The organism is Pseudomonas protegens (assembly GCF_003732485.1).
GTDB classification, from domain to species: Bacteria; Pseudomonadota; Gammaproteobacteria; order Pseudomonadales; family Pseudomonadaceae; genus Aquipseudomonas; species Aquipseudomonas protegens_B.
Genome location: NZ_MOAK01000025.1, coordinates 5,375 through 6,489, shown reverse-complemented (window position 1 = coordinate 6,489; position 1,115 = coordinate 5,375). Strand labels below are relative to the sequence as shown.

General features: G+C 56.2%; 2 protein-coding genes. One reads left to right on the top strand and one right to left on the bottom strand.

The window, feature by feature from the left end; genetic code table 11:
• Nucleotides 1–451: PDC sensor domain-containing protein (locus BLX41_RS34245; RefSeq protein WP_473241673.1), on the bottom strand; the 451-nt coding region annotated here is incomplete at its 3' end.
• 314 nt (nt 452–765) lie between these two features.
• On the opposite strand from BLX41_RS34245, the gene BLX41_RS02505 reads away from it, so the two are divergent.
• On the top strand, nt 766–1,115 hold a 350-nt coding region (locus tag BLX41_RS02505; protein ID WP_185073351.1), incomplete at its 3' end, for a sigma factor.

The following is a 1,115-nucleotide window of genomic DNA, read 5'->3' as shown; positions in this document are numbered from 1 at the left end:
CCACCAACCCGCCGACGGCCGCCATGTAGGGCGGGGTCAGCATGGTTTTATCGGCGGTTACGGCCTGTTTGTACCAAGGCCGCTGACGCGGATCGTAGCCGTCGGGCATCTTCGCGTCAGGACGCTGGGTGAAGGTGCCGTTGGACTGGCCGACATAGGTGAACTGGAAGTTCGAGGTGAAGGCCGGCTGATCCACCAGGCCTGGGAAGTCTGCGTTGTGGCCTTGATGGGCGACGTTCTGCGCCAGGTTCTCGAGCACCAGGATCCGCCCGCTCATCCAGTTCTGCACACTGCTGGAGGTGAGCTCACCGGCCTGCTGGATGGAGGACTCGAGGTTCTGTCGGATAGTGTTTCGCTGCAAGTAGTCGTTGTACAAAGTGAACAACGCAAAAGCCAGAACCACTACGCCGGAGGCGGCCAAAAGGATTTTATGGCTGAACTTGAGATTCATTTCATGGGACTTCTTATGCCGAAAGTGGGGATGCGTCCGTAAAGCAACATTCCATGTAACAGTGCAGGCGACATTCTTTGGCCGCTCTACTTTGGTGCACGCATGTCTTATCAGTCTTTCGGCAAGAATCCCCGAACCCTTAGAGATTTATCTGAATTACTCGACTGAATTTGCCGAATCCCGCCGAACGGCATTCCAGAGCGTCCGCTGCGCATTTTCAGATGACCGACATCACCCTGCTTATTGCCAAATCGATAATCCTTCAATGACAATGCGAGTAATTATCATTTGTGACGCTCAGGCAGTCCGGCTCCATGTCATCAACCGAGTTCGCCGTACAGACGCTCTACAGCCATCACCACGGCTGGCTCAACAGTTGGCTGCGCCAGCGTCTGGGCAACGCTGCGGATGCTGCTGATCTGGCCCAGGACACTTTCGTACGCCTGTTGCAGAAAACCGAACGGTTGGAGCTCAAAGCGCCGCGAGCTTTTCTACGCACTATTGCCCGGGGGTTGGTGATCGATCACTGGCGCCGCGAGGAAATTGAACGCGCTTACCTGGAAACCATCGCCCATCTGCCCGAGGCCGAAGCCCCAAGTGCCGAGGCTCGTGCATTGATTCTGGAGTTGCTGGAAAGCATTGCGCGGATGCTGGAGGGGCTAAA